This window comes from Bacillus sp. SKDU12 (assembly GCF_010093085.1).
GTDB classification, from domain to species: Bacteria; Bacillota; Bacilli; order Bacillales; family Bacillaceae; genus Bacillus; species Bacillus mexicanus.
Genome location: NZ_MSRC01000007.1, coordinates 146,552 through 164,583, shown reverse-complemented (window position 1 = coordinate 164,583; position 18,032 = coordinate 146,552). Strand labels below are relative to the sequence as shown.

Here is an 18,032-nt window from a genome sequence, read left to right as displayed (position 1 = left end):
TGTCTGTAATGCAAAAGCATAAAAAAGCATTTTAAAAACCATCGTCTTAGGAAACGATGGTTTTTGATTTCTGCGCCTTGAAAAATAGGCGTTCTGATTGTGCTGATGGCTCTGAATCCGTAAAATCAGCTGTCACATGATGTAGGTGAAAGCCGCAGTTCTCCAGCATTTCTTCATATTTATCCACTGGAAACGTTCTTTGCTCGTGCGTCTCATCAAAGCGGTCATACGCTTCTCCGTTCCATACAAAAAACGACATGTCATGAATGACAGAAAGCTCTTCACTTCCGGCAAAGCTCTGCCAAATATAGCTGATATCCTCGTCTTGGTCAGCAAATGTACTATCTGGAAAAACTTCGGCCATTTTATAAGATGAATGAACATCAAACAGCAAAATGCCTTCAGGCTTTAATACCCGAAATACACTTTTGAAGGTTTCGAGAACATCATTTTTCGTTTTTAAATAATTCAACGAGTCACAGCATATCACAACGGCATCAAACTGACCGTCAAAGCCGGTAATCTCTCTCATATCCTGCTGAAGAAACAGAATAGGCTGGTTATGAGAGACCTTTTGCTGAGCGTAGGAAAGCATGTCCTCACTAAGATCGATCCCTGTGACTTCAAAGCCTTTTTCGGCAAGCCGGATTGAAATTTCCCCCGTGCCGCATGCCAGATCGAGGATACGGCTTTTTTCCGGGAGAGAGGTTTCAATCCACTTTGTCCAATGTTCATAAGGTGCGTGTGACATTAACTCGTCATACACGCTTGCAAAACCTTGGTAAATCATTGTTCCATCCCAAACTCAAGATCTGCGAGCGGAGCGTCTCCCCACAGTTTTTCAAGGTTGTAATAGCTTCTTTCGTCCTTGTGGAAGACATGGACGATCACATCGCCAAGGTCAACGAGCACCCATCTTGCTTCATCGAAGCCTTCCATTTTTTTGACTTGAATGCCGTTTTCTTCAGCTTGATCTTTAATTTCACGGGCGATTGCCTGCACCTGTTTATCTGAATTCCCGTGGCAGATTAGAAAATAATCAGCAACCAATGAAATACCTTCCATATCCAGGGCTAAAATATCCTCTGCCCGTTTATCATCGCAAGCCGCAGCTGCATTCTTTAAAATGGACGTTTTGTTCATTCACAAATTCCTCCTGTTCAGTTTGCCAGACACAAGCCAATTATATGTTAAAAATGTGTCTGGAAAAACCGGTTGATTTTTTTTCATAAGAAACATCATCGTATTTTTGATGGCTTGAATCAATGCTTGATTCAAATCTGTCTCAGCAAGCTTACGCACCTCATCGACACCGGGAAATGCCCGGTTCGGTTCAATATAATCGGCAACGTAAATGACTTTTTCCAAAAGTGTCATGCCAGGGCGCCCAGAGGTATGATATCTGATGGCATCAAGAATATCTTCATCTTGAATCCCTGCTTCTCTTTGGGCCAAATAAGCGCCGACCGGAGCATGCCACAGCTCCGGATTATGATCTAATAAATGCGGAGGCATTTTTTCTCGCGCAATAATTTGTTTCATTTCTTCTTTCGGGCGGAATTTGGCGTAATCATGAAAGATAGCTGCTGTTTCCGCTTTTTTAGGGTCGGCTCCAAAACGCTCCGCAAGTTCGATCGCCGTGTCCATCACGCCAATCGTATGGATATATCGATGTTCAGTCAATTGCTGCTTAACGCAGGCAAGTGCCTCTTCACGATTCATATAAACCATTCTCCTCTACATACTTCTTCACTTTTTCAGGGATTAAGTAGTCAGTGGGCTTCTTGCTTTTAAACCGTTCTCTTAGCATAGTTGAGGATACCTCAAATTCCGGAACGTCTGCAAAGAGAAGCGGATAAGGGGTTTCAACATGAAAGCCGGGGCGCTTTACTCCAATGAATTGAATTAGGTTCAATAGCTCGTCCAGTTTATACCATTTCGGCAAATATTCAATCATATCGGCACCGATAATAAAGAACAGCTCATCATTCGGATAACGCTGCTTCAGTAAAGAGACGGTATCAAAGGTATATGAAGGCCCTTCTCTTTCCATTTCAGCCAGCTCCAGCTTAAAGGACGGGTTAGACTGGATCGCAATCTTCAGCATTTCTACGCGATGAAAGCTGTCCGTATAATCCTCGTCCTGTTTATGCGGCGGAATTTGATTGGGCATAAACCAAATTTCATCAAGCCCCGCTTGATACAGCACCTCATTCGCCATTAAAAGGTGACCGTTATGCGGAGGATCAAACGTGCCTCCGAAAATTCCGATTTTCTTCATTTCAACCACCTTTACGGAAGCTCGATTTGTTTATTTTCCTTTGATTCTTTATATAACACAATCGTATTGCCGATTGTCTGCACCAATTGAGAGCGGCTTCCTTTTACCAAAGCTTCTGCTACATCATTTTTATCCTCTTCGCAATTTTGCAGAACACTGACTTTAATCAGCTCTCGCGCTTCAAGCGCCTCAGCAATTTGCTTAATCATGTTGTCGTTTACCCCGCCTTTTCCCACTTGAAAAATCGGCGTTAAATGATGCGCTTTTGAGCGCAAAAAACGTTTTTGTTTACCTGTTAACATTCTGTTCCTCCTAATTTTCCTATGACAATCGATCTCATTTTTTCAATGTCAGGCTCTTGCCCAGTCCACAGCTGGAAGGACAATGCTGCCTGTTCAACAAACATGCCCACTCCATCGAGTGTTTTCAGGCCTTTTTGGTTTGCTTCTTTTAACAGAGCCGTCTGAATTGGATTATACACGATATCGCATACGACGGCACTTCGGGCTGCGCGCTGTAATGAAAGCGGTGCGTCGTCCACGTTGGGATGCATGCCTACAGACGTTGTATGGATAATAACATCATACCGCTCAAGCCGCTCTTCCGCTTCTTTTATGCTTAACACTTCTTTATTGTGAAATGAGGGAGTGAATTCTGTAAGCTGTTTGGCTTTTTCCAGCGTCCGGTTGCATATGTCAAACTTTTTCGGAGTGTGACGGGCAATTGTTGTAAAAATGGCTCTTGCCGCTCCGCCTGCACCGATCATTAGAAATGACAATTCAGAGATGGGCTTGTCCAATACCTTGATTAATGACTTCACAAAGCCATCCCCGTCGGTATTGTATCCGACAAGCTTGTCTCCCTCTCTTCTGACTGTGTTTACGGCACCGATCACTTTTGCACTGTCATCGATATGGTCTAGAAAATCCATAATGGAAACCTTATGCGGAACCGTCACATTGATTCCTTGTACGCCAAGTGCTTTTATTCCTTTTACCGCATCTTCCAGATCATCCTCTTCGACTTTGAAGGCATGGTAATCCCCGTCAATACCGAGATCTTTTAATGATGCATTATGAATATCAGGTGACATGGAATGCGCAATCGGATTCCCGATAACTCCGTACAGCTTTTTCATACGCCTCTCCCCTTTTCATCAAATTAATGAGCGCCGGACAAATACGTGAACGCCTTTTGGCGCATAAGCCGTTACTTTTTTATTAGCGTCATGCACTGTTACCCAGCCTAATCCAGAGAAAACGATGTCCGTCTTTTCGTCTTTTATCGTAAACGTATGGGCGACCAATTTCGGAAACTCATCCATTTCATCTTTTCCTGGAGGTGTGAGCATTTCCCCTGCATGCTTTTCATAAAGCGCATCTGCATTCTCAAGCTTTGTTCTATGAATCATCAGCTCATTCGGCATATAGCAAATAAAAGGAGACCTTTCCCCTGAAACATAATCAAACCTTGCAAGTCCGCCGAAATACAGTGTCTGCTGATCGTTAAGCTGGAATGTGCGAGGTTTCAGCTCCTTTTTAGGAGATAGTATTTTCAGGTCCTTTTTATTGACATAATGCGCCATTTGATGATGATTGATGATCCCCGGTGTATCATAAAGCGCTGAGCCGTCGTCCAGCGGGATTTCTATTGCATCAAGGGTTGTACCGGGAAATTGGGATGTCGTAATAATATCTTCTTCCCCTGACACTTCTTTAATAACCCGGTTAATAAAGGTTGACTTCCCTACATTCGTACAACCGACAACATAGACATCTTTGCCGTTGCGATAATGCTCAATCGCATCAATTACTTCCCTGACCCCCTGGCCGCGTCCCGCACTGACCAAAAATACGTCAACCGGTTTTAAGCCAAGCTCTTTCGCTTCACGCTTCATCCACTGGATTAAACGCTCTCTTTTCAATGACTTAGGCAAGATATCCGCTTTATTGCCAACCAATAAAACAGGGTTTCCTCCCACCAAGCGCTGCAGCCCATTGATCCAGCTGCCATTAAAATCAAAAATATCAACAATCTTAACAACGAGTGAATCTGTTTCTCCAATACCATGAAGGATGTTTAAAAAGTCATCATCCGTTAAGGAAACATCTTGTATTTCATTATAGTTTTTCAGTCTGAAGCAACGCTGGCAAATCACATTTTCTTTCGCAAGCGACGCCGGCGGCGCATATCCCAGACCTGTTTTGTCTTCGGTTTGGATTGCAACTCCGCAGCCGATACAAACAACCTTTTCCATTTCTTACTCCTCCCACTGAATGTGCCCTTTTCGTTTGAGAGCACTCAGTATTCTGCGTTCGACCTGACGGTTAAAGCGCGTCATGAATCCGTCAGAGGAAGCGACAGGCACAACCAAAATAGTATGGTATCCGTTTCGGTTTCCCCCGAGTACATCAGTCATCAGCTGGTCCCCGATGACAACGCAGTCTTCTTTTTTCAGTTCCATATTGCGCACCGCTCTGTTAAAGGCTTTGCCCATCGGTTTTCTCGCTTTATAGATGAATGGGATTCCAAGCGGTTCCGAGAAAATTTTTACTCTTCTCTCATTATTATTAGAGACAATCGTCACTTTAATGCCGTGCTCCTTCATTTCTTCAAACCACTCGAGCAAACGCGGCGTCGCGTTCGGCCTGTCCCACTCAACAAGCGTATTATCAAGGTCAGTAATAATTCCTTTTACATTTCGTTCCTTTAATTTCTCAGGTGTAATATGAAAAATGTTTTTTACAAACTCATCAGGTAAAAAAAACTTTTTTAACAAAACCCGCACCCTTCCCTTTTCTTTCTCTTTAAAATGATTGTCGAAAAAAATCGAACTTGCGATTCATGAAAAACTGAGCAAAAATATTTCGACAAAAATTGGGTTTCTTCACCAGTTGTGGATAAAATTACACACACTATCCACTCTTATTACATCAATCTTTAGACAAATTATAAACATGATACTCACAAGTTATCCACTTTTTGGTGTGGATAACAGAACGATTGTTCTTATATGCAATTCATGGTAGATTAAAGATAACTTCAGCCACAGATGAACGCAACTTATCAGTCTATGCGTTTCAATCATGAATGATTCCAACTTTTAAGGAGGTGCCTCTCCCATTAATTGGGTTCCTAGCATGAGAAAACTGTCTGATGAATTACTAATAGAATCTTATTTCAAAGCCACCGAAATGAATTTAAACCGTGACTTTATCGAGTTAATTGAAAACGAAATAAAAAGAAGATCGCTCGGACATATTATTTCCGTATCTTCTTAATAGGAATTTGTCTATTTTTTCCGGGCGTATTTCCTTTTTTTACTCAGATGACTGATATTATATCACTTCAGTTACGGGCTTTACTACTGTTTTCAGCAAAAAACACCCCTAAAAGAGGTGTTTTCAAGGGACGGTCATTATGCTAACCAATATATGCCGCCCACAACCAGGAGAACAACAACTAAAACAACGATAAAAGCGTATCCATATGCTCTGCCTGCGCCATACATGTGAAGCGCCTCCTTAAATAAGGTTTATAACAGCCTATGTAGGAGAAGTAAAACGGCTTAGGCCTCTGTCCGGCTTAGTGCTTCAAAACCTGCCCATCTTGTATTCCTTCAAATACAACCCTTGCCCCTTTAGGTGTCATATGATTGCCCGAAGGATCAATCAGACCGGATTGGATAAGCGCTTCATCAGTTGCTTTGCCGCCGTCTGCTTCTATAAAATGCTTCCAGTTGTCTACAAGAGGGACATTCAGGCGCTTCGACACATCTCTTGTAATATCGTTGTACGAGTTGTGCCATTTCCTCGCCCCGCCCTTCGCTTCAAAAGCAGCTGCTTTATATCTCGAATAGTAAAACAACTGATGTTTCCCATTTCCTTCGACAATGGGAATACATGTCATCAGGATTGGCTTGATCCCGTGTTTTCTGCTTTCTTTAACAAAATAAACAAGGTTTTCTCTAAATCGCTGCTTCGATACTCTCGGTTTGCCTTCAGTCAGTATCCCGGCGTCATTGGTACCAAACATAATAAACAAATACTTCGGTTTTTGATCCAAGACATCTGTCTGAAACCGCAGACGGGCATCCTCTGTCGTCTGTCCGCCAATTCCCGCATTGAGTATATCAAGCTTTCCGCGTTCAGCTGTTTTTAACATATTGACCCACTGCTGTGCTTTTGGATAATCGCGATAATCCCAATTTGAGCCTCGCGTATTACTGTCACCAAATGCTACAACATCTTCGTATCCCCTTTCCTCACACCCTGCTATAGCGAACAGCAGAAGGAAAAGGATAAAAAAACGCTTCATCTTTACACCCCCAAAAACCTTACCTTAATGTTATACCTCTGATTCCCTTCATTCAATGAAGAGTTTTTTCGTTAGCACTGTTTTTTCCTTTTGTTAACGTATCCCCTTCAGTGAAAATCATTCTCTCAGCGGCGGGATATGGATGTCGGGTGATTTTTCCCTTTTTTTCAATCGGAAAAACACACAGTTAATAGAAAGAAGCGACACCATTTAAATTTCCCCCATTTCGATTTGAGCTTTTTAATCCATTAATTCCGTCCTTTTCATTATTTTTGGTGTCTTAGAAAAAATGAAGCGCACCTAAAGCTTTTTACAAATGCAAGACGTCCGTGATCATTACTGCCTCAATAATACAGACGACAGTAAGATGGACAGCCTATTTTACAAAGTGAAAAAGAATAATGTTTGCAATCCTTGTAGTTGAATCGCTGAAATGACAGCAGTTATACTTACCCTAGATGACGGAGATTGTGCTCCTGACATCACCTTCGTTAGGAGTGACCTTAGACATGTTAAAAAAGATAATCGTTATCATCGTAATGATTGCAATCATCGCAGTCGGTTTTTTTCAGAAAGAAGCTTGGCTTGACGCGATCAAAGCAGGAGGGATGTTTTCTGTTTTATTCAGTATGCTGCTGATTGCTGCTGACGTCTTTTTCCCAATTGTGCCGTTTGCTTTGATTGCCGCCTTAAATGGAGCTGTGTTCGGAATAGTCAACGGGATTTGGATTACACTGATCGGCTCAATGTTTGGTACAATGATGCTGTTTTTTCTCGCCAGGTACAGCTTTAGAGATTGGGCCAGAAAAAAAGCTCAGGCCTATCCTGCCATTCAACATTACGAGGTTTCCTTCCACAAAAATGCTTTTGCCGCAGTTTTATTAGGAAGACTCGTTCCGTTCATTCCTTCTCTTGTCATGAACGTGATATGCGGACTAAGTCAGGTTCGCTGGCATGTTTTTTTCTTCGCGTCTTTTATAGGAAAAATCCCCAATATTGTCGTTGTCACCATTGCCGGTGCCAATTTTGACAGCAATAAACTGCTTTCTTTCAGCATTTACGGAGCCTATATTCTGATCATGGTGCTGATCATTTATAAAAAGTTTCCTCATCTGCTGAAGGTGCAAAAAAAATAAGGGGAGCCTATCCGCCCCCTTCCTTCTTTTCTGTCGCACGCCCTCCGAACGAAGCCTGTAAACGTACCGTTTCTTAAAGAGCGGTATCTTATCAGAAGGGAGTTGCGGGTCTTTAGCTTAGGCATTACCTCCACCATTCATTTCTTATGTTTTTGTTACTCTCCTTTTATAACAAAACATTCAGTTTACCCTTGATTCACCATCACGCTAAGTTAAAATATGGAAAATAATTCGATTTTTTCTGTAAAAGAAGGTGATATGTTGCACAATCAATCTCACACTACAATTGGAGTTACGAAAACCGCTACATATTTTTTATACGCCGTATTTGCAATCATCGGGCTTACAATCGGGTATTTTATCCCGCAGTTTGCGAAATGGGCGTTATCCCTCCCGTGGAATCCTTTTGAAGGACCGCTCCGGCTGGTCACCTCTTTTCAAGGATCACCAGCATCATTTATCACCGCACTTATCGGGCTGTCTTCAAGGATATGGTTCGTTCATACGGTTATCGCCATGCTGCTGTCTGTAGAGATAACAAATGACACAGTAAAATTAATCAAAGGAAAAAAAGTGCAAACGATTCGTTCCGAGGACATCACTTTAGTATTTATCGACCGCAAACAGCTTGTCCTTCTCGGAACAGCCGGATATGAATTGGCTCGGGAGGAAATCGATGAAAAACCAGCGAACGTCGAAAAGGACTTCAGGCAGCATCATTATGAATGGACAGCATATGGCGATCCGTTTAAAGATCAATTTCGCCGGTGGATACCTGATGCACCAGACCTCTCGCCAGGCGACCATGCTTTATTGAAAGCGCGCGAAAAAGCGCTGAAAGAAGAGGACACAGACGATATGGAAGAATTCCGTCTCGAGCTTGCACTGCTGGGTATTGTTGTTCGAGACGAAGGCACACGCCAGTATTGGCGAAAAACGCAAACCGCCCTCCCGAACATTCAGCGTGATGGAACATAAAGAGGCCCATAAAAAAGCCTCTTTATGATCACTGCACGATAAACAATACTCTGGTGCCGTCAGGATAACCGTTCATTTGATTCCCTACCCATGAGCCGGCCCCGCGATTATCAGACGGTGTGACATATCGGACAGAAGCCCCAACGCCGCCTTCCTCACAAACTGCCATCGGCCATTCATCCCTATCATAGCCCGGCTTCGTCGGAATTCCTTTCAATGATTCCTCTCGCCTTTTATCTGCTCCGCCCCTGTCGATGGTGCAAATATCAGAGTGTCCTTCTGCAATCGCATCTTTCATATGATTCCCAGTTTCCGGATAGCGAGAAAGCGGAAAATGCAACACTTTGTCATACAAAGAAGCGCTTTGAATTTGCTGCGGAACGATTAAACAAAGCAGAATTGCTGCAGCAAGAAACAGGCCTGCCATCCATTTTTTCATCCCCATCCCCCCATACATTTGTTCCTTTCAATGTATGGGCACTGGATAAAGAATATTTTTCAAATGTGAATTTGGCTGCCGCTCACGATATCTTTGCTCACCCGCGAGAAATTTCCCGGTACAGACACAGACAGCCTCCCGCTCACATACATTTACATATAGGCTTTTGCCTACATACTTTTGTGGAGGTGACGATGATGACAGGTGTTTTCGCAGCGCTCGGCTTTGTTGTTAAAGAGCTTGTCTTTTTAGTATCTTACGTGAAAAACAATGCCTTTCCACAACCGCTCTCAAGCAGCGAGGAAAAAAAATACTTAGAGCTCATGGCTAAAGGGGATGAACATGCCAGAAACATGCTGATTGAGCATAATCTTCGCTTGGTCGCCCATATTGTGAAAAAGTTCGAAAATACAGGTGAAGATGCAGAGGACTTAATCTCCATCGGAACAATCGGGCTGATCAAAGGCATTGAAAGCTATTCCGCCGGAAAAGGGACAAAGCTGGCGACGTATGCCGCGCGGTGTATTGAAAATGAAATCCTCATGCATCTGCGCGCATTGAAAAAAACCAAAAAAGACGTCTCCCTTCATGATCCGATCGGGCAGGATAAGGAAGGGAATGAAATAAGTCTGATCGACGTTTTGAAATCAGAAAATGAAGATGTGATTGATACGATTCAGCTCAATATGGAGCTTGAAAAAGTAAAGCAATACATTGACATTTTAGATGACCGTGAGAAGGAAGTGATTGTCGGGCGCTTTGGGCTTGATTTGAAGAAGGAAAAAACGCAGCGTGAGATTGCCAAGGAACTCGGTATCTCGCGCAGCTATGTATCGCGGATTGAAAAACGGGCGCTGATGAAGATGTTTCATGAGTTTTATCGGGCGGAGAAGGAAAAGCGGAAGAAGGCGAAGGGGAAATAATAAAGAAGTGGCCGGATCTCATATTCCGGCTTTCTCTATTTCTTTTAAAAGAAATAGAGAAAGAATATATAAAAGAGTTATGAATATCATTTTGTTATCACTGATAAGCTCTCCAGAAAATCCTTCATCGGCCTACTCAGCACATCCTTAGTCTCTGCTTTCTTTATGCAGGCCTCGATCTGGCTGTCGATGCTCGATCCCTTGATCGCTTGTTCCTCGGTCGATACCCTTACATATATTGCTATCACCCTGGATCTCCTTCCTATAAAGTTTTATTAAATAATGATAGCAATCGTTAATGCATTTGTCAGCTTGCGGTCCCTCGATGATTATTACTTTCATAAAATGCATCACCCCTTGGGTAATGCTATGTAACAACTGTTTGTCCTAATGAGGTGATTTTCAATGAGTATGAAAGCAAATAAAAAAACCGATGGTTTGAATCATCGGTTTCTTTTCTGACATATACCACGCCCACTTTTCTTTTTTTGTAATTTTAGAAAATATATCAGATAAAAACTACAAATACTATAGTAATTAAGTAAGTTAAAATAATAATAAGATTCATCTAATCTAAAGTAGTCCTCCGTGTTTTAGGTAATGCTGTATTACATTATGGTTCAAGTATTCCTAAACCTTATTCTGAAGGTATTGATTAAGATGACTAATACCTTTAGATCTCTATGAAATTATATTATCTTTAATATGAAACTTGTTCTGGTTGTACAATTTCATATTCACCTTCTGCATACTCTTGCTCCGCATAATGGATTCCCCATTGACAGAGCTCCTGCAAGATAGGTTTAAGAGATTCTCCAAGTTCAGTGGATGAATATTCAACCTTCGGTGGTACTTGATTATACATCTTTCTGCTCACAAGTCCACTGTCTTCAAGCTCTCTAAGTGTTTGAATCAGCATTTTCTGAGTTATATTTGGGACAATGCGCTTTAATTCACTCGTTCTCTTTGGTCCATTCATTAAAAAGTATAATACAAGACCTTTCCATTTTCCGCCAATAACTTCCTTTGTCACTTCAAACCCACAACTGAATTTTTTCAAGACTAAACCTCTCCATTCCACATTTATTACTTTTTAGTTACTATATTACAAAAAAGTGGGTACTTCCGTTAATATGCTTACTGAAGGATACTATATCTTGTAAGTTGTTCTTCAAGTACTTAAAGGTATTAAACATAAAATAAAAATAATTCTAAAGGAGTGTTAAGTATGGGTAAATTTGAAGGTAAAATAGCGCTTGTAACGGGTGGAACAAGTGGGATTGGTCTTGCTACAGCACAAAAATTTGTAAACGAAGGTGCATATGTTTATATCACGGGACGTAGACAAAACGAACTTGATAAAGCTGTTAACCAAATTGGCAAGAACGTAACCGGTGTTCAAGGTGATATTTCTAAGCTTGAAGACTTAGACAAACTATATGACATTATAAAGCAGGAAAAAGGTAAGTTGGACATCCTTTTTGCTAATGCAGGCATCGGCAACTTCCTTCCATTAGGTGAAATTACTGAAGAGCAGGTTGATAGAACGTTCGACATTAACGTTAAAGGAACCATCTTTACTGTTCAAAAAGCGTTATCACTATTCCCGGACAAAGTAGGTTCTATTATTGTAACGGGCTCTACTGCTGGATCAATTGGCAACCCAGCGTTTAGTGTATATGGAGCATCTAAAGCAGCATTAAGAGCACTAGTTCGCAACTGGATTCTTGACCTAAAAGATACTGAAATCCGTGTAAATGTGGTTAGTCCAGGAGGTATTCTTACACCTGCCTACGATGAGCTTTTTGGTGATGCACTTGAAGAAGTAATGGAAAATAGCAGAAATACTGTTCCAGCTGGAAAAGTTGGGACACCTGAAGAAGTAGCAAACGCTGTGTCTTTCCTTGCTTCAGACGAAAGCAGTTACTTGACGGGTGTTGAATTGTTCGTAGATGGCGGGCTAGCACAGGTATAATTTCACTGCGCAGAGATTACAAATAGTCCCCAAAAAAGGGATAGATAAAGCAGATTGTATTCTGCTCATCTATCCTTTATTATTTACTCTAATAATGTCTGACATTAAATAAGAAACCAATATTAATAAGGGTTTTAATAAATATCTTGACTTTTAATAAAACTTTTTTACCTGCTTTTATGCCATGAGAGTATTTTAGCTTTATCTTAAACTTAAAATTCTTTTTATATTAGGAATAACTGACCGTTTGATCTCTTTATTTACTTGAATAATGTCTTTTTGCGTTTTCCCATTTTCTTTCCAAGTAGCCTCTACTGTATAATCATTATTCTTATTTGGCGGATCTCCCATTATCGCTACTGCTATTTTTTTAGCATCCTTAGGTTCATCTGTTGTGTCACCTGATGCCGCAACAAGTCAGTCTATTAAAATAGCCATATGAATATGAATACTACTAACTGAAGACCATTCTTGTTAGACATACTTTAATAAAATTGAACTTAAACCTTGTTTTCTAAAAAATAATCAGTTAAACTGATTATATGTTAAACTGATTAACAGGAGGTGCAAACTTAATTGGAGAGATGGAATCAATCTTATGGTTTTTTACTCGGAAAAGTTCTTCAACGACTGGAAAGCAAATTTGCTGAAGGGCTTAATCCATATGAGATTAATGCTAGACAATACGGAGTTCTATTGTTTATCAAAGGAAACCCTTACTCATCGCAAAAAGATATTTCTGAAAATCTGCAAATAGATCGGACTACTATGGTCGGTCATATCGACCATCTCGAAACTTTAGGATTTGTTGAGAGAACAAAAAATCCTAATGACAGAAGATCCTATAGCCTTAAAATCACGGAAAAGGGTAACAATGTATTGGATTCACGTTGGGAGTTTTTAATGAAGACGGAATTAGAAGTATTAGATCCTTTAAATCAACAAGAAAGACAATTATTTAAAGATTTTCTCGTTAAGATTTGGAAGTCACTATAAAAAACAGGAGGTTTCATAATATGCATGCTCTCGATTATTTTAATACACGTCTCGAAGCAACGATAAGCCCTATGGATTATGTAAAAGCGAAGCAAATGAGTCCCGAGAAATACTTCTTAATCGATGTCAGAAACGGTCCAACTCATGTAAGGAGTGTAACAATTAAGGATGCTAATGTTATTCCTGAACAAGAACTGCAATCTCGTTTAAATGAAATACCAAAGGATAAAGAAATAATTGTTTATTGTTGGGATGTCTGGTGCAATACAGCTGCCAAAGTTGCTAAGTTTTTATTAGAACATGGATATAAAGTCAAAGAATTGACCGGTGGTATTGCAGCATGGAAAGAAATGAACTTTCCTATCACAAACTCAGATCAAGGCAATAACACACCTGATAATTGTGGGTGTTGACTTAGTGCAAGATAAAAGATACTGGATTGGGGTTGCTTCTCGAGATCATGTAATGAGAGCTGTCCAAGGTGGTTTTGCTCAACTTTGTCATGGCAAAGAGGCACCTTTAAAAAAGATGAATACTGGTGATTGGATTATTTATTACTCCCCTAAGATGAATTTTAAGGAAAGCACACCACATCAAAAATTTACTGCTTTAGGCAAAGTAGTAGATAATCATATTTTTCAGTTTGAAATGGGAAATGACTTCAAACCTTTCCGGAGAAAAATAAGTTTTATTCATTGCACAGAAACACCGATTCGACCATTAATCCCAAAGCTTTCTTTCATTAAAGACGAGCAGCGTTGGGGGTATTCTTTTCGATTTGGACATTTTGAGATAAGTGAAAAAGATTTTATGCTAATTGCAAAAAAAATGGCGATGCTTAAGGAGATTAGAATATTCTAATCTCCTTAAAACTTTCTTATATATCTTTAACTTGTCACTATTTGCATCCCGATTCAACAAGTTTTAAAATTAACCATTTATCATATGAAGAAAAGATTCAAACTCTAAGCTATTCCGAAACCACCATTTTCTTTTGGAGGAGGAAGGCTCTTTCATACTTTCTCCGGTATTAAAAGGTGGAAAGCCCTTCTCTTATAAGAGGTCTTTAAATGAGTAATTAATTAGGAGTGAACAATTTATGGAAAATTCTCAAAAAGATTATCAATTATTAGTCGACAGATTTAAAAAGAATGGACTAAATAAAAGTTTTGTTATTACTGTCCTAGCTAAATTCGCTTTAGATTTCGACTTTATAAAAGTTTTAGATGGTTTCTTTAAAGAGGATGTAATAAGAAGGGATACAATTGGTGTTGTTTACTCAGATGAGTTCGACGAAAGCGACGAGGGCTACTTTGGAGAAGATAAGGTTTTATTCTATTATGGAGTAGACGATAATTGGCATGATATTATCACGTTTGGCGAGTTGTGTAATTATTTGCAGATAGTCTGCGATTTTTATGTTGAAAAACACAATGAAGAGGCTGAAGCAGTACAAAGATATTTACAAAAAATAAAAGAAAAATATAAAGTGAAATAAGTGTCTTATTCTCCAATCGTTTTTGATAGCTGATTTTGTAAAATAAGCAACATGGGGTATTGTAAGAAAGATATATCCAAACATACCCTAATTGTGAAGTGAAGTTCAAGGATAGTATTGGTGATATAAAAAATGAAAAACATCGAAAAAACCTTTAATGCTTTAAAAGAATTGAATGAAAAATATAATAGTACATTAATTTCCACAGAAGAACTTTTAGAGGAAGAGGAAAATATTAAAGAACTTCCGCAAATAGATGAAAGAATGAATAAAATTTTAGCTAACTTAAGTCAAATTGAAGATAAAGACAAACTAACTTCTGAATTACTACAGTTACATTTAGTAATTGGTGATGTAGAATGGCAATTTGACCAAATACATGAGATGGTTAGACAGGTAATCGAAAATATTGAGGATTAATATAATACAAAAGGTCCTCTTGAATGTAACTGCCCCCATAAAATGAGACAAACAAAAAACACCTTCAAGTTTGAAAACGGATGATTGTTATCCGACATTAGACTTGGAGGTGTTTTTCTATGGAACAAGGGTAAGTTTATCCGGTTGAAATCAAACAGAGGGCTGTAAAAGGAAAAGGCATTACCATGAGCATGTCCCGAGGAATGCCCGTTGATAAAGCCACCATCGAATCGTTTCATTCCACACAGAATTCTGAAACGTTCTATCTCAACAGCATAGTTCGAACTCCGACCCCCATCAAAAAGCGTACTGCCGAAGACTACATTCAATATGATAACAACATTCGTATTCAAACGACACTAAACAGCCAATCACCGTTACACTATCGGCAATTGGCTGTTTAAAAGGTGTTTTGATTCCTGTCTCAAAACTTTTTCTTAACCAGTGAATTATTTTGGTTCAACATTCAAAATCAACTCTTGTTTCTGATTTTATGCATATCAAATATAAAAACAGACCATCTACTTTCATAGAACGATTCTCATATGTTCATTAAGTCGTCCCACTTTCAAAAAGCTGTATGGGCAAATACGTTTCAAGCGGCACATCATCAAATTCGCCTTCAATTTGTTTTTCTAAAATCTCAATGGCTGTTTTGGAAATTAATTCGATCGGCTGTTGGATAGTCGTCAATTCTGGCAGAATAGCCTGAATGGTTTCTGTACCATCATAACCAATCACTTTTAATTGACCTGGAATGTCTTTTCCACGTTTTTTGGCTTCCGTAATGACTCCTGCAGCTATGATATCATCACTGGCAAAAATTCCGTCAACTGCAGGCTGTTCATCAAATAGTTTTGAAATGATGTTCCGGTAGTTTTCATGAAACGACACTTCATATGTAATAGGCTGTCTTCCGTGTTCACGCATAACATCTTCATATGCTTTTCTCCTGAGATTTGCAGGTGTTTCGAGTTCAATCGGCCCACTGATGTGAACGATGTGCTGACAGTCCTTTTTTATTAGTAATTCTGCTGCCTTTTTGCCTCCATCAAAGTTGTCTGAGCCTACGACAGGAACTGTTTCCGATAAGTAATGGTCAATTGCGACAATCGGAAGATTTTGCTGGTGATAATTGAGTATTCCTCGGTTGTAAGTGACGGCGATGACACCATCCACTTGATTTCTAATCAGCATTTCGAGATATTTTTCTTCTTTATCTATTCGATTTAAACTGTTGCAAAGCAGCAGTTTATAGCCCTTAGACGTGCAAATGCTTTCAATAAAAAAGGCGAGTTCGCCAAAAAACGGATTGCTGGAGTTTGGAATGACAAGCCCTATTAAATTGGTACGCTTTCGAAATAAAGAACGGGCCAAATCATTTGGAAAGTAATTGATTTCTTCCATCGCCTTGTAAACTTTATCTTTCGTTTTTTCGCTAATATAGCCGCGATTATTTAGTACTCTCGAAACGGTTGTAGATGAAACTCCCGCTATTTTTGCAACATCATGAATGCTCGGCTTCATTCCCTTTCCCCCTGCTTTACTGAAATGGCTTACAGTACTCATCACGCACTTATTTTAGAGAATCAGACTGACATGTGCAAGGATTTTCCAAGGATCATATTGCAATACACAGATTTGTTCCTTGAATTTAGAATGATGTATAAATTTGTGTCAACCGGTTGACACAAGAAACCGGTTGACATACAATTCTTCTTGAAAGCGCTTTTATAATTTATGGAAAAGGAGGGAAAATAACGAATATGAAAAGGTTATTGTTAGGAAGTTTGTCATTGTTGTTCATGTTTTCAGTTTGGGGTTGTAATAAAAACGAAAGTGCAAATAGCGGCGGAAAGAAAACGATTTCGATGTGGGTGCATGTATCTGATGATAACGAAGAAGGCAAGGTTTATAAAAAAAGGGTGGATGCCTTTAATAAAAAGTTCGCTTCAGAAAATGTCGAGGCAAAAATTGAATTCATCCCCCGAAGCGGTAACGGCGGAGGTTATGAAGACAAAGTGAATGCGGCACTCACAACGAACACCCTGCCTGATGTCATCACTTTGGACGGACCAAATACTGCGGCTTATGCGAAATCTGGCGTTATTGCACCAATGGATGAGTATGTTAAAGATCAGGATGATTTATTGCCAAGCATTAAGCAGCAAGGCACCTACCAAGGTAAACTGTATGCCATCGGCGTCAGTGAATCGTCGGTCGGCATCTACTATAACAAAAAAATGCTTAAGGATGCCGGGGTTGATTTGAAAACGCTGCCAACAGTAAAAGATCCTTGGACATGGAAAGAATTTCTTGAGCTTTGCAAAAAGCTGAAAAATAAATACGATAAACCAGCTATCGATATGCAATTACAGTCAAAAGACGAAATATTGACTTATGCGCTCTTACCATTTGTTTGGTCAGCTGGCGGGAATATTCTATCAGAAAACGGGAAGAAAGCGGATGGCGTCTTTAACAAAAAACCAACCGCTGACGCGATGACGTTTATACAAACAATGCTTAAAGAGGGCTATACAACACGCACCCCTGTCAAACAAGCGTTTGAAACGGAGAAATACCCGATGAAGATGAGCGGCGTGTGGACAATAACCGATATGAAAACAAACTTTTCCGACGTCGATTATGGAGTGATGCCATATCCTGTATCGCCAAAAACCAAAAAGCTCGTCTCTCCTTCAGGAAGCTGGCAGTTCGCAATAACACAAGCGTCTGAAAATAAGGATTGGGCAGCAAAATTAGTAGATTGGATGACTAATAAGCATTCCAATATTGAATTGAGCCGATCGATCGCCGCCCTGCCTGTGCGTTATTCATCAGAGAAAGTGCTGACAAAAGAATTTTCAGATGAAATGAATGTCTTTATGCAGCAGCTGAAAGAAACTGGCCATGCACGTCCGGTGACACCGGCATATCCGCAGGTAACTCGAGCATTTCAGCAAACAATCGATGACATTAGCTTTTATGATCAAAATCAGGATGTTCAAAAAGTGCTGGATACACGTGTAAAAGAAATGCAATCTGCCATCGATAAGGCAAACTAGCAGG

24 protein-coding genes and 3 pseudogenes are annotated in these 18,032 nt (G+C 40.0%); 12 read left to right on the top strand and 15 right to left on the bottom strand.

What is annotated here, in order from left to right; genetic code table 11:
• Positions 1-46 precede the first annotated feature (46 nt).
• From BTW01_RS07280 to BTW01_RS07245, 8 genes are read right to left on the bottom strand one after another with little or no spacing between them, the layout of a single operon-like run.
• Positions 47-790: a class I SAM-dependent DNA methyltransferase gene (locus tag BTW01_RS07280; protein WP_162102348.1), complete on the bottom strand. Its 744-nt coding sequence runs from the start codon at positions 788-790 to the stop codon at positions 47-49.
• Complete coding sequence (gene rsfS, locus BTW01_RS07275) at positions 787-1,143, bottom strand: ribosome silencing factor (protein ID WP_162102347.1); 357 nt, start codon at positions 1,141-1,143, stop codon at positions 787-789. Before rsfS ends, BTW01_RS07280 begins: the two co-directional genes overlap by 4 nt.
• Positions 1,144-1,722 (bottom strand): bis(5'-nucleosyl)-tetraphosphatase (symmetrical) YqeK, encoded by a 579-nt coding sequence (yqeK, locus tag BTW01_RS07270; protein ID WP_162102346.1) that lies wholly within the window; start codon positions 1,720-1,722, stop codon positions 1,144-1,146.
• Complete coding sequence (locus BTW01_RS07265) at positions 1,712-2,281, bottom strand: nicotinate-nucleotide adenylyltransferase (protein WP_162102345.1); 570 nt, start codon at positions 2,279-2,281, stop codon at positions 1,712-1,714. Before BTW01_RS07265 ends, yqeK begins: the two co-directional genes overlap by 11 nt.
• A gap of 11 nt (positions 2,282-2,292) precedes the next feature.
• Positions 2,293-2,583, bottom strand: a complete 291-nt coding sequence (gene yhbY / locus BTW01_RS07260) for a ribosome assembly RNA-binding protein YhbY (RefSeq protein ID WP_003226133.1) — start codon at positions 2,581-2,583, stop codon at positions 2,293-2,295.
• Positions 2,577-3,419: a shikimate dehydrogenase gene (gene aroE / locus BTW01_RS07255; protein WP_162102344.1), complete on the bottom strand. Its 843-nt coding sequence runs from the start codon at positions 3,417-3,419 to the stop codon at positions 2,577-2,579. The genes yhbY and aroE overlap by 7 nt, the downstream gene beginning before the upstream one ends.
• 18 nt (positions 3,420-3,437) lie before the next feature.
• Positions 3,438-4,538 (bottom strand): ribosome biogenesis GTPase YqeH, encoded by a 1,101-nt coding sequence (yqeH, locus tag BTW01_RS07250; RefSeq protein ID WP_162102343.1) that lies wholly within the window; start codon positions 4,536-4,538, stop codon positions 3,438-3,440.
• Positions 4,539-4,541: 3 nt separating this feature from the next.
• The gene (locus BTW01_RS07245; protein WP_162102342.1) at positions 4,542-5,060 is read right to left on the bottom strand and encodes a YqeG family HAD IIIA-type phosphatase; all 519 of its coding nucleotides are present in this window, start codon (positions 5,058-5,060) and stop codon (positions 4,542-4,544) included.
• 361 nt (positions 5,061-5,421) lie between these two features.
• Here BTW01_RS07245 and BTW01_RS07240 point away from each other — a divergent pair, with 361 nt between their 5' ends.
• A complete protein-coding gene (locus tag BTW01_RS07240; RefSeq protein WP_003226124.1) occupies positions 5,422-5,562 on the top strand; it encodes a sporulation histidine kinase inhibitor Sda in 141 nt (46 codons plus the stop codon).
• Between the two features lie 304 nt (positions 5,563-5,866).
• Here BTW01_RS07240 and BTW01_RS07235 read toward each other — a convergent pair whose 3' ends face one another.
• Positions 5,867-6,598: an SGNH/GDSL hydrolase family protein gene (locus BTW01_RS07235; protein ID WP_162102341.1), complete on the bottom strand. Its 732-nt coding sequence runs from the start codon at positions 6,596-6,598 to the stop codon at positions 5,867-5,869.
• A gap of 509 nt (positions 6,599-7,107) precedes the next feature.
• On the opposite strand from BTW01_RS07235, the gene BTW01_RS07230 reads away from it, so the two are divergent.
• Positions 7,108-7,734, top strand: coding sequence for a TVP38/TMEM64 family protein (locus BTW01_RS07230; RefSeq protein ID WP_162102340.1), 627 nt, complete (start codon positions 7,108-7,110; stop codon positions 7,732-7,734).
• 258 nt (positions 7,735-7,992) lie between these two features.
• Complete coding sequence (locus tag BTW01_RS07225; protein WP_162102339.1) at positions 7,993-8,712, top strand: DUF308 domain-containing protein; 720 nt, start codon at positions 7,993-7,995, stop codon at positions 8,710-8,712.
• 28 nt (positions 8,713-8,740) lie between these two features.
• On the opposite strand, the gene BTW01_RS07220 is transcribed toward BTW01_RS07225, so the two are convergent.
• Positions 8,741-9,151, bottom strand: a complete 411-nt coding sequence (locus BTW01_RS07220) for a NucA/NucB deoxyribonuclease domain-containing protein (protein WP_162102338.1) — start codon at positions 9,149-9,151, stop codon at positions 8,741-8,743.
• 197 nt (positions 9,152-9,348) lie between these two features.
• Here BTW01_RS07220 and sigK point away from each other — a divergent pair, with 197 nt between their 5' ends.
• Complete coding sequence (gene sigK, locus BTW01_RS07215; protein WP_003226102.1) at positions 9,349-10,074, top strand: RNA polymerase sporulation sigma factor SigK; 726 nt, start codon at positions 9,349-9,351, stop codon at positions 10,072-10,074.
• Positions 10,075-10,176: 102 nt separating this feature from the next.
• On the opposite strand, the pseudogene BTW01_RS07210 reads toward sigK, so the two are convergent.
• From BTW01_RS07210 to BTW01_RS07205, 3 genes and pseudogenes are all read right to left on the bottom strand, one after another.
• Positions 10,177-10,280 (bottom strand): annotated as a pseudogene (locus BTW01_RS07210) (recombinase); the annotation flags it as partial.
• A pseudogene (locus tag BTW01_RS18420) lies at positions 10,238-10,416 on the bottom strand (hypothetical protein). The pseudogenes BTW01_RS18420 and BTW01_RS07210, both read right to left, overlap by 43 nt.
• A 358-nt stretch (positions 10,417-10,774) precedes the next feature.
• Positions 10,775-11,134: a winged helix-turn-helix transcriptional regulator gene (locus BTW01_RS07205; RefSeq protein ID WP_162102337.1), complete on the bottom strand. Its 360-nt coding sequence runs from the start codon at positions 11,132-11,134 to the stop codon at positions 10,775-10,777.
• A 168-nt stretch (positions 11,135-11,302) separates the two neighbouring features.
• On the opposite strand from BTW01_RS07205, the gene BTW01_RS07200 reads away from it, so the two are divergent.
• A complete protein-coding gene (locus tag BTW01_RS07200) occupies positions 11,303-12,049 on the top strand; it encodes an SDR family NAD(P)-dependent oxidoreductase (protein WP_162102336.1) in 747 nt (248 codons plus the stop codon).
• 201 nt (positions 12,050-12,250) lie between these two features.
• Here BTW01_RS07200 and BTW01_RS07195 read toward each other — a convergent pair whose 3' ends face one another.
• Positions 12,251-12,400 (bottom strand): hypothetical protein, encoded by a 150-nt coding sequence (locus BTW01_RS07195; RefSeq protein ID WP_238391402.1) that lies wholly within the window; start codon positions 12,398-12,400, stop codon positions 12,251-12,253.
• Between the two features lie 225 nt (positions 12,401-12,625).
• On the opposite strand from BTW01_RS07195, the gene BTW01_RS07190 reads away from it, so the two are divergent.
• The 6 genes and pseudogenes from BTW01_RS07190 to BTW01_RS07165 all read left to right on the top strand — a co-directional run.
• Positions 12,626-13,045: a MarR family winged helix-turn-helix transcriptional regulator gene (locus BTW01_RS07190; protein ID WP_162102335.1), complete on the top strand. Its 420-nt coding sequence runs from the start codon at positions 12,626-12,628 to the stop codon at positions 13,043-13,045.
• Between the two features lie 20 nt (positions 13,046-13,065).
• Positions 13,066-13,458 (top strand): rhodanese-like domain-containing protein, encoded by a 393-nt coding sequence (locus BTW01_RS07185; RefSeq protein ID WP_162102334.1) that lies wholly within the window; start codon positions 13,066-13,068, stop codon positions 13,456-13,458.
• Between the two features lie 4 nt (positions 13,459-13,462).
• A complete protein-coding gene (locus BTW01_RS07180) occupies positions 13,463-13,906 on the top strand; it encodes an EVE domain-containing protein (RefSeq protein WP_162102333.1) in 444 nt (147 codons plus the stop codon).
• 238 nt (positions 13,907-14,144) lie between these two features.
• Entirely contained in the window at positions 14,145-14,543 is a 399-nt protein-coding gene (gene cdiI, locus BTW01_RS07175; RefSeq protein WP_162102332.1) for a ribonuclease toxin immunity protein CdiI, read from the top strand.
• A gap of 132 nt (positions 14,544-14,675) precedes the next feature.
• Positions 14,676-14,963, top strand: coding sequence for a hypothetical protein (locus BTW01_RS07170; RefSeq protein ID WP_162102331.1), 288 nt, complete (start codon positions 14,676-14,678; stop codon positions 14,961-14,963).
• A 155-nt stretch (positions 14,964-15,118) separates the two neighbouring features.
• A pseudogene (locus tag BTW01_RS07165) lies at positions 15,119-15,367 on the top strand (IS3 family transposase); the annotation flags it as partial.
• A gap of 148 nt (positions 15,368-15,515) precedes the next feature.
• Here the strand turns inward: BTW01_RS07165 and BTW01_RS07160 are convergent.
• Positions 15,516-16,490 (bottom strand): LacI family DNA-binding transcriptional regulator, encoded by a 975-nt coding sequence (locus tag BTW01_RS07160; protein ID WP_162102330.1) that lies wholly within the window; start codon positions 16,488-16,490, stop codon positions 15,516-15,518.
• 239 nt (positions 16,491-16,729) lie between these two features.
• Between BTW01_RS07160 and BTW01_RS07155 the strand changes: the two genes are divergently transcribed.
• The gene (locus tag BTW01_RS07155) at positions 16,730-18,028 is read left to right on the top strand and encodes an ABC transporter substrate-binding protein (RefSeq protein ID WP_162102329.1); all 1,299 of its coding nucleotides are present in this window, start codon (positions 16,730-16,732) and stop codon (positions 18,026-18,028) included.
• The last annotated feature ends 4 nt before the right edge of the window (positions 18,029-18,032 follow it).

Excerpts from the sequence above, each read along its gene's own strand:
- yqeK (WP_162102346.1), bottom strand. The coding sequence starts at position 1,722 with ATGAATCGTGAAGAGGCACTTGCCTGCGTTAAGCAGCAATTGACTGAA.
- BTW01_RS07220 (WP_162102338.1), bottom strand. The coding sequence starts at position 9,151 with ATGAAAAAATGGATGGCAGGCCTGTTTCTTGCTGCAGCAATTCTGCTT.
- aroE (WP_162102344.1), bottom strand. The coding sequence starts at position 3,419 with ATGAAAAAGCTGTACGGAGTTATCGGGAATCCGATTGCGCATTCCATG.
- BTW01_RS07280 (WP_162102348.1), bottom strand. The coding sequence starts at position 790 with ATGATTTACCAAGGTTTTGCAAGCGTGTATGACGAGTTAATGTCACAC.
- BTW01_RS07230 (WP_162102340.1), top strand. The coding sequence starts at position 7,108 with ATGTTAAAAAAGATAATCGTTATCATCGTAATGATTGCAATCATCGCA.
- sigK (WP_003226102.1), top strand. The coding sequence starts at position 9,349 with ATGACAGGTGTTTTCGCAGCGCTCGGCTTTGTTGTTAAAGAGCTTGTC.
- BTW01_RS07185 (WP_162102334.1), top strand. The coding sequence starts at position 13,066 with ATGCATGCTCTCGATTATTTTAATACACGTCTCGAAGCAACGATAAGC.
- yhbY (WP_003226133.1), bottom strand. The coding sequence starts at position 2,583 with ATGTTAACAGGTAAACAAAAACGTTTTTTGCGCTCAAAAGCGCATCAT.
- BTW01_RS07195 (WP_238391402.1), bottom strand. The coding sequence starts at position 12,400 with ATGGGAGATCCGCCAAATAAGAATAATGATTATACAGTAGAGGCTACT.
- rsfS (WP_162102347.1), bottom strand. The coding sequence starts at position 1,143 with ATGAACAAAACGTCCATTTTAAAGAATGCAGCTGCGGCTTGCGATGAT.
- BTW01_RS07160 (WP_162102330.1), bottom strand. The coding sequence starts at position 16,490 with ATGAAGCCGAGCATTCATGATGTTGCAAAAATAGCGGGAGTTTCATCT.
- BTW01_RS07200 (WP_162102336.1), top strand. The coding sequence starts at position 11,303 with ATGGGTAAATTTGAAGGTAAAATAGCGCTTGTAACGGGTGGAACAAGT.
- BTW01_RS07235 (WP_162102341.1), bottom strand. The coding sequence starts at position 6,598 with ATGAAGCGTTTTTTTATCCTTTTCCTTCTGCTGTTCGCTATAGCAGGG.
- cdiI (WP_162102332.1), top strand. The coding sequence starts at position 14,145 with ATGGAAAATTCTCAAAAAGATTATCAATTATTAGTCGACAGATTTAAA.
- BTW01_RS07170 (WP_162102331.1), top strand. The coding sequence starts at position 14,676 with ATGAAAAACATCGAAAAAACCTTTAATGCTTTAAAAGAATTGAATGAA.
- BTW01_RS07265 (WP_162102345.1), bottom strand. The coding sequence starts at position 2,281 with ATGAAGAAAATCGGAATTTTCGGAGGCACGTTTGATCCTCCGCATAAC.
- BTW01_RS07240 (WP_003226124.1), top strand. The coding sequence starts at position 5,422 with ATGAGAAAACTGTCTGATGAATTACTAATAGAATCTTATTTCAAAGCC.
- BTW01_RS07155 (WP_162102329.1), top strand. The coding sequence starts at position 16,730 with ATGAAAAGGTTATTGTTAGGAAGTTTGTCATTGTTGTTCATGTTTTCA.
- BTW01_RS07225 (WP_162102339.1), top strand. The coding sequence starts at position 7,993 with ATGTTGCACAATCAATCTCACACTACAATTGGAGTTACGAAAACCGCT.
- yqeH (WP_162102343.1), bottom strand. The coding sequence starts at position 4,538 with ATGGAAAAGGTTGTTTGTATCGGCTGCGGAGTTGCAATCCAAACCGAA.